The sequence below is a fragment of the Actinospineispora eucalypti genome (genome assembly GCF_039543365.1).
Taxonomy (GTDB): domain Bacteria; phylum Actinomycetota; class Actinomycetes; order Mycobacteriales; family Pseudonocardiaceae; genus Pseudonocardia; species Pseudonocardia eucalypti.
On the sequence record NZ_BAABJP010000060.1, the window covers coordinates 1 to 533 of the forward strand.

Genomic DNA, 533 nt, shown 5'->3' on the forward strand with positions numbered 1-533 from the left:
GCCGACCAGCGTGGACTTGCCGTCGTCCACGCTGCCGGCGGTGGCGAACCGCAGCAGGTCCTTGCTCATGACTCGACCCTGGCGAGCAGGTCTCGGGTGGCCATTTAGAAGTAACCCTCTCGCTTGCGGTCTTCCATGGCGGCTTCGGACAGCCGGTCGTCGGCCCTGGTCGCGCCGCGCTCGGTCAGCCGGGACGCGGTGACCTCGGCGATCACGTCGTCCAGGGTGGTTGCCGTGGACTCGATCGCGCCAGTGCAGGAGCCGTCCCCGACGGTCCTGTAACGCACTGTTTTCATCTCCAGCCGTTCGCCGTCCCGTGGGCCGCCCCACGGCCCCTCGGCCAGCCACATGCCGTCGCGGCGGAACACCTCGCGCTGGTGGCTGTAGTAGATGGACGGCAGCTCGATGTTCTCCCGCTGGATGTAGCGCCAGACGTCCAGCTCGGTCCAGTTGGAGATGGGGAACACCCGCACGTGCTCGCCGGCCGCGTGCCGGCCGTTGTAGAGGTTCCACAGCTCGGGCCGCTGCTTGCG

The 533-nt window shown here is 68.5% G+C and carries 1 protein-coding gene; it reads right to left on the bottom strand.

What is annotated here, in order from left to right:
- Positions 1 to 104: 104 nt before the first annotated feature.
- Positions 105 to 533 (bottom strand): sulfate adenylyltransferase subunit CysD (gene cysD, locus ABEB12_RS38035; protein WP_345703507.1); only part of this gene is annotated, 429 nt, incomplete at its 5' end.